The organism is Stenotrophomonas sp. (assembly GCF_032056425.1).
Classification (GTDB): domain Bacteria; phylum Pseudomonadota; class Gammaproteobacteria; order Xanthomonadales; family Xanthomonadaceae; genus Stenotrophomonas.
Map to the genome: position 1 here is coordinate 1 of NZ_DAMBCN010000057.1, position 6,831 is coordinate 6,831.

General features: G+C 68.0%; 6 protein-coding genes and 1 pseudogene. All 7 read right to left on the minus strand.

The window, feature by feature from the left end; all coding sequences use genetic code 11:
• The coding region (locus tag RTY46_RS19320; protein ID WP_312710393.1) for an MCP four helix bundle domain-containing protein at positions 1 to 1,603 on the minus strand (1,603 nt) is incomplete at its 3' end.
• A gap of 97 nt (positions 1,604 to 1,700) precedes the next feature.
• Positions 1,701 to 2,006 carry a hypothetical protein gene (locus RTY46_RS19325; protein ID WP_234412378.1) on the minus strand — a complete coding sequence of 102 codons (306 nt, stop codon included), beginning with the start codon at positions 2,004 to 2,006 and terminating at the stop codon, positions 1,701 to 1,703.
• A 217-nt stretch (positions 2,007 to 2,223) separates the two neighbouring features.
• Positions 2,224 to 2,715, minus strand: coding sequence for a chemotaxis protein CheW (locus tag RTY46_RS19330; RefSeq protein WP_312710395.1), 492 nt, complete (start codon positions 2,713 to 2,715; stop codon positions 2,224 to 2,226).
• Positions 2,716 to 2,879: 164 nt separating this feature from the next.
• A complete protein-coding gene (locus RTY46_RS19335) occupies positions 2,880 to 3,653 on the minus strand; it encodes a flagellar brake protein (RefSeq protein ID WP_312710397.1) in 774 nt (257 codons plus the stop codon).
• 104 nt (positions 3,654 to 3,757) lie between these two features.
• Positions 3,758 to 5,950 carry a methyl-accepting chemotaxis protein gene (locus RTY46_RS19340; RefSeq protein ID WP_312710399.1) on the minus strand — a complete coding sequence of 731 codons (2,193 nt, stop codon included), beginning with the start codon at positions 5,948 to 5,950 and terminating at the stop codon, positions 3,758 to 3,760.
• Positions 5,951 to 5,953: 3 nt separating this feature from the next.
• On the minus strand, positions 5,954 to 6,427 hold the full coding sequence (locus RTY46_RS19345; protein ID WP_312710400.1) for a hypothetical protein: 474 nt from the start codon (positions 6,425 to 6,427) through the stop codon (positions 5,954 to 5,956).
• A gap of 164 nt (positions 6,428 to 6,591) precedes the next feature.
• Positions 6,592 to 6,831: pseudogene (locus tag RTY46_RS19350) on the minus strand (methyl-accepting chemotaxis protein); the annotation flags it as partial.

Consider the following 6,831-nt stretch of genomic DNA (forward strand, 5'->3'; position numbering starts at 1 on the left):
TCAGTTCCTCCATCGAGGCGGCGGTTTCTTCCAGGTTGGCGGCCTGCTGCTCGGTGCGGCGCGACAGGTCGCTGTTGCCCGAGGCGATTTCGCCGGCGGCCGAGCTGATCGCGCGGCTGGACTGCTTGATGCGGGTGACGATTTCGCTCAGCTGGGCGGCCGTAGCGTTGGCATCGTCACGCATGCGGGCAAACACGCCCTGGTAATCGCCGTGCATGCGCACGGTCAGGTCGCCCTGCGACAGGGCGGCCAGCAGGCCGGAAATCTGCTCGATACTGCCGGCGTTGGCGTCGAGCAGGCCATTGATCTGCTGGGCCAGCTGCAGGAAGAAACCTTCCTTGCCGTCGGCGTCGATGCGGCCGGACAGGTCGCCGGCAGCGGCCTGGGCGATGACACGCGCGACCTCGGCTTCCACCTGCGATTCCTGGGTGCGGTCACGCCATTCGACCACGTAGCCGACGGTGTCGCCGTCTTCGTTGCGGATGGTCGATACCACCTGGGCGAACTGCGCATCGCCGTACTGCATCGGGCGGCGGGCCACGCCGTGCTGCTTCAGGTTGGCCAGCAGGGTGTGGTCCATTTCGCCGCGGTGTTCCAGCACCGTCACCGGCTTGCCGATCAGCGAGGCCTGGGCATCGAAGTCGGGCAGGTCGCGGCGCAGCTCGTCCTGGTACTGCGACAGGGTCTGCTGCAGGGCGCGGTTGCTGTAGACGATGGTGTTGTTCGGGTCGGTCAGGTACACGCCGGTGGAGCTGTAATCCAAGGCGGTGCGGATACGCAGGTTTTCGCGGGCCACCGCGGCATCGGTTTCGATGCGCTCGCGCAGGTCGCGCTGCATGCGCTGCATGGCCTGCATCAGCTCGCCCACTTCGTCCTGGCGGCTGACATCGATATGGCCATCGAGCTTGCCGCCGGCCACGTCGTTGGCGACCGAGACGGCACCGCGCACGCTGCCCACCAGGGCACGGGCGAACAGCCAGACCAGGACCAGGCCCAGTGCGGCGCCACCCAGAAGGGCGATGACGGTCAGCACGGCCGAGGCCGAGTAGGTGCTTGAGGCCTCTTCGCGGGCGGCGCGGGCCAGGCGGTTGTCCTCGGCGATCAGCGCTTCCAGTGCGGCGGCGGCCTTGCGGTGCTTGGTGCGGGTTTCGCCGACGAAGGTATCGATGGCGTCGTCCGGCAGGTCAAGTTCCAGCATTTCGGACACGCTGTCGTAGGACGTCAGCGCGTCCTTCCAGTCGTTGGCGAACGTTTCGAACAGCTTCTTCTGCTGCGGGTTGTCGATCAGCCCGGGGTAGGTCTTGATCGCCTTGTCCAGACTGGTGCGCAGCTCGGCCACGCGCGCATGGGCATCGGCCTTCACTTCAGCGCTGGCGCGCACCAGCTGCTGGTATTCGGAGTTGCGGATTTCGCCGATCATGCCGCGCATCTCGCCGGCCAGGCGGATGCTCTCCATGCGCGTGCCGGCCAGCTCGGTGGTGACATTGTTGAGCGAGTGCAGGCCGCGATAGGCGACGATGCCCTGCAGCAGCATCACCAGCAGGAGGACACCGAAGGTCAGCATCAGCTTCGGCATCAGTTTCAGATTGTTGATCCACGGCATGGGCGTTGCGATCTCCATAGGCAGACGCGTGCGGGCGTCGGGCCCGCTTGCAGCAACCACGCCGACCAATGGCCGGCGTGGCAGGACGGACAGCGGATTACTTGATGTTGGCCAGCTTCAGGCTGGACGGCGAGCTGACCTCGATTTCAGCGCGCGAGGCGTCGCGCTGGATCTTGCCGATCACGCACACGGTCTTGCCTTCCAGCGACTCCAGCGGGAAGTTGAACTTGCCGCGGTTCTCGCCGGCAATGCGCGCCGAGAAGGTGTGGCGCGGGAAGGCGCCGCCCATGTACAGGAAGGTCGGCTGGCCTTCGGAACCTTCTGCGAAACGGGCCTTTTCCACCTTGCCGCAGACCATGCCGTCCTTGCCAACCTGACGCGGGGCCAGTTCCGGCGGAATCATGTCGGCCGACTGGGCGAAGGCGGACGCAGCAGTGGTGGCCAGCAGGGCAGCCGAAACGAACACAAGCAGGGACTTCATCGAGGTGATTCTCCGGGGATGGTGTGGACAGTCGATCCGGGTTGATGCGCTCCTGCGCACCCGGCTTCTGTCCCCCTATCGGCAAGCTGACGGGGAACTGAAGGGGACGTTTGTCGAACTGTGAAAAACGTCCGTTTGCTCAGGCAGCCGCGTCTTCCAGCAGGGCGGCCTGGCCCATGTCGGCGCTGTCGAGCAGGGTTTCGATGTCCAGCAGGATGAGCATGCGATCGTCCTGGGTGCCGATGCCGGAGATGAAGCGGGTGTCCACCGCGGCGCCGAATTCCGGGGTCGGGCGGATCTGTTCGGCGGCCAGCGGAATGACGTCGGAGACGCTGTCCACCACGATGCCGACTACGCGGTCTTCCACGTTCAGCACGATCATCACGGTGAAGGCGTCGTAGCGCGCGTTTTCCAGGCGCAGCTTCAGGCGCAGGTCGATGACCGGCACGATGGTGCCGCGCAGGTTGATCACGCCCTTGATGTAGTCCGGGGCATCGGGCACGCGGGTGACCGCGTCGTAGCCGCGGATTTCCTGCACCTTGAGGATGTCAACGCCGTAGTGCTCGGCGCCGAGGGTGAAGCTGAGGAATTCGCCACCGGCGCTGGCGGTGGGGCTGGTCTTGTCGTTCATCGAGGGTCCTGGTTCGGCCGGTAGTCCCGGTGTCAGCCTCGATATCGGCCCCGCGGCGGGGGACTTTAGGCGGGGTTGGGCGCATCCACGCATGGCGTGGACCTACGGGTGGGGTCAGAGCCCTTTCCTGCGGAAAGGGATCCGACCCCGGGCCCGGCGCTACCTCACAGCTCGCCGTTCTGGCGCGCCTTGCGCTGGCGGTCGATGCGGAAGATGTAGCGCTGGATGGCGCTGTCGCCGCCGCGCGGCAGGTCGTCGAAGCGCATGCCGATGCGCTTCACCTCGATACCGTTGGGCTGGCGCTGCGGCAGCATGTTGCACACCACCAGGCTGATCGGCAGGTCCGGGCCGTCGGGCATGGACAGGGTGGCGGCGTAGCGCTTCTGCAGGGTGAACAGCGCGCAATCACTGGGCACGGTGATGGCCAGGCCGCCGCCACTGATGTCCACCACCCGCATCGACAGGGCGTCGGCACCGGCTTCACCGGCGGCCAGGCTCAGCTGCGGCGAGTCGGTGATGGGGGTTTCCAGGCGGTACAGCTCGCGGCGCTGCAGGTGCACCAGCTCGTCGGGCAGGTGGGCGCGGAAGGCGACGTGGCCGTCGTTGTCCACGCGTTCCAGTGCCTGCAGGCGGAACCGCACCAGTACCCGTTCCAGCTGAGCAAAGCACAGCAGGTGGTCGGCCTGCTCGGCGGCGCGGTTGGACGCTTCCTGCGGACTGCCGTCCAACAGCAGGGTTTCTTCGTCCTCGTCGATATCGAGCAGGGCGGTGGGGAAAGAACGATCGCGCCCGTCGATGTGGGCGTTGATCAGGGAACGCTGGTCGATCAGCGAGCGCAGCAACTGGCGCAGCTGGCGGGGATTGCGGACCAGGAACCGCTCGTCGGCGGCGTCGGCCGCGTGGGTGTCACTCAATGCAATGTCGTGGCCGTCGGACATGGAATCTTGGGTCTGGGGCGGGCGCCAGCGCGTGTTGGCGCGCGGCTTACTGGGGGTATCGGCCGCGCGCCGGGAATATGTAGCCCCACATCGACCCGCGTGGATCAGCTGGGAAGGCGGGACACGCATCGTCGCACCGGATCGAGGCTGCGCACGGGGCGCTGCTCGTGCAGCTGGAAGCGTGCCACGGCGTGCGCCAGCACCTGTGCCTGCTCGCTCATGCCCTGGGTGGCGTGGGCCGAGGCTTCCACCAGTGTGGCGTTCTGGCGCGTGTTGGCATCCATCTGGGCGATGCTCTGGTTGACCTGCTCGATACCCGCGCTTTGTTCCTGCGACGCCGCCGAGATCTCGCCCATGATGTCGGTCACCCGCTGCACCGAGGCGACGATCTCACCCATGGTGTCGCCGGCACGCCGCACCAGGGTCGAGCCTTCGTCGACCTTGCCGACCGAGTCGGCGATCAGGCCCTTGATTTCCTTGGCGGCAGCGGCCGAGCGCTGGGCCAGGGTGCGTACTTCGCTGGCGACCACGGCGAAGCCGCGGCCCTGGTCGCCGGCGCGGGCCGCTTCCACGGCGGCGTTCAACGCCAGGATGTTGGTCTGGAACGCAATGCCATCGATGACCGCGATGATGTCGGCGATCTTTCGTGATGCGGCCTCGATCGCGCCCATGGTGCTGACCACCTGGCCCACGACGTCGCCGCCCTGGTGCGCCACGCTGGCCGCGCCGCTGGCCAGCTGGTTGGCCTGGCGGGCGTGTTCGGCGTTCTGGCGGACGGTGGCGGTCAGTTCTTCCATGGTGGCCGCGGTTTCTTCCAGGCTGGCTGCCTGCTGCTCGGTGCGGTTGGCCAGGTGGTCGTTGCCCTGTGCGAGGTTGGCCGCAGCGCCGGTCAGGCTGCCGGACGCGGTCTGGATGCTGCCGACGATCGTGGTCAGTTGCGCGATGGTGCTGTTGGCATCATCGCGGATGCGAGCATAAACGCCCTGGAACTCGCCCTGCATGTGTACGGTCAAGTCGCCGCGTGACAGCGCGGACAGCAGCTGCGAGATCTGCTCGATGCTGGAGGCGTTGGCGTCCAGCAGGCCGTTCAGCCGCTGCGCCAGCTGCAGGAAGAAGCCTTCCTTGCCGGCCGTGGCCACGCGCTGGCTGAAATCGCCCTGCGCAGCCGCCTCGACGATGCGGCCCAGTTCTTCTTCCACCTGCAGTTCGAGAGTGCGGTCGGCCCATTCCACGACGAACCCCTGGCGTTCGCCTTCGTCGCTGATGATCGGGTTGATGATCAGGCGCATGTTGCGGCCGCCGACGCGGATCTGTGCGCGCCACGTGCCGCTCAGGTCGTCCAGCAACCGCGCCTGGTGGGCCGGGTTGCGGTGGAAGATGTCGATGTTGCGGCCGATCAGGTCGGCGGCGTTGAACTGCGGCAGGTCGCGGCGCAGATCGGCCTCAGCGGCGGCGAGCATGCGCTGCAGCGGCCGATTGACGAATACGATGTTGCGATCGCGGTCGGCAATCATGACGTTGGTGGTGACATCGTCCAGTGCGGTGCGGACGCGCAGCGATTCGCGCGCAGTGTGCTGTTCGGTCGCGCGCCGCTGCAGCAGTCGGGCGCCGGTCTGCACCAGCGCGGCGGCCAGCGAATCGCGCGGAAACTGCGCCGTCTGCAGGTGCTCCGGCATCGGCTGGTCGTCGGCCAGCCCGCGCGCCAGCTGCGCCAGCTGCTGTGGGTCATGCCCCAGCAGCATCAATTGGCGGCGCATCTGCACGGCCATCAGGCTGAGCAGTCCGGCTTCCACCACCACATACAGAGCGTGAAGGGCCAGCGTGCCCAGCCCGCTGCCAGCGGCGAACACCGGATAGGGCAGGCCGCGTACCTGCAGTGCATAGAACAGCACGTGGTGTACGGCGATGGCCGAGGCCGCTACGACGATCGGCAGCCAGTCGCGGTAGTACAGAAGCAGGGCAATCAGCACGATGACCGTGAAGTGTGTCTCCAGCTGACCATGGGTCTGGTGGATGAGCGTGGCCGAAAGCACCATCCAGGCCAGTGCCACGGTGCAGCGGCTGAGCCGGGTGCCCGGCAGCCAGTGTACCTGCAGCGCGGTGACCAGCAGGGCGGGCAGGGCAACGCCCAGCCACGGGGCCCATTGCCCGCTGCGCACGGCCAACACCAGCGAGGCCAGCACCAGGCCGGCGGTCACGACCAGGAACAGGCGGTCGGCGGTGGTGGACAGGGTGCGCAGGAACGGCAGCGATGCAGGGTCGACGCGCGATGCATGAGGGGCAGAGGTTGCGTGCATGCACTACTCCTTGAGGCAGGGGCAAGGGGTGGCGAGGATCACGGGGTCCTGCGGTCGTGCCAGCAGGTGGTTCACCAGCGGCGCGGCCGCAGGGCGGGCACCGCCGCAGCCGGCGTCCAGCCGGGCGGGGCCGGCATAGACCAGTTGCTGCTGGTGCAGGACCAGCCAGTCGAACGGCAGGGGCAGGGTGCTGGTCTGTATCGCGCTGCCAGCGGGCAGTACCTCCTGCCCATCACAGGGGCAGCGGCCGGGCAGGCGCAACAGCAGCGGCTGCTGGGCGCTGGCGGTCAGTACGTCGTGCGGCAGTTGCGCCAGCAGATCGCTGGCATCCCAGCTGGCCGGTTCAGGGGCCGCGGCGCGCGACTGTGTCCACAGCAGTGGCAGGGTCCAGCCCAGCCACAGCGCCAATACCAGCATCCCGGCCAGCGGGCGCCAGTCACGAACCGGTTTCGCAGGGGCGGTAGGGCGGGCGGACATGGGCGTGCACGCGTTGGGCCGTAGTTCGTTAGCGGCCGGGGCGGCGTGAAGCTGAAGGGTGATCGCATCGCGGCGCCGGGGCAGGCCCGGCACCGGTGTTGTAGCGCCGAGCCATGCTCGGCTGCCGCCGGGCAAAGGCGCCGGGCAGAACCCGGCGCCACCACTCAGAACTCCTGCCAGTCACCGTCGCCGGCCAGGGCCGGCTGCGGTGCCGCCTTGCGCGCACGCGGCGCGGCCACGACCGGTGCGCTGGCCGCCTTGCGCGGGGCAGACGCTGGCGGCGCAACGGCGCGGACCGGTGCACTGGCCGGGCCCGGGGTGGCCAGTCGGAACCGCGCGACCGCTTCACCCAGCTGTGCGGCCTGGTCTTCCATGGCACGCGCGGCAGCGGTGGCTTCTTCCAC

Coding starts and splice junctions, on each gene's coding strand:
- RTY46_RS19325 (WP_234412378.1), bottom strand. CDS start 2,006: ATGATTCCGCCGGAACTGGCCCCGCGTCAGGTTGGCAAGGACGGCATG.
- RTY46_RS19330 (WP_312710395.1), bottom strand. CDS start 2,715: ATGAACGACAAGACCAGCCCCACCGCCAGCGCCGGTGGCGAATTCCTC.
- RTY46_RS19335 (WP_312710397.1), bottom strand. CDS start 3,653: ATGTCCGACGGCCACGACATTGCATTGAGTGACACCCACGCGGCCGAC.
- RTY46_RS19340 (WP_312710399.1), bottom strand. CDS start 5,950: ATGCACGCAACCTCTGCCCCTCATGCATCGCGCGTCGACCCTGCATCG.
- RTY46_RS19345 (WP_312710400.1), bottom strand. CDS start 6,427: ATGTCCGCCCGCCCTACCGCCCCTGCGAAACCGGTTCGTGACTGGCGC.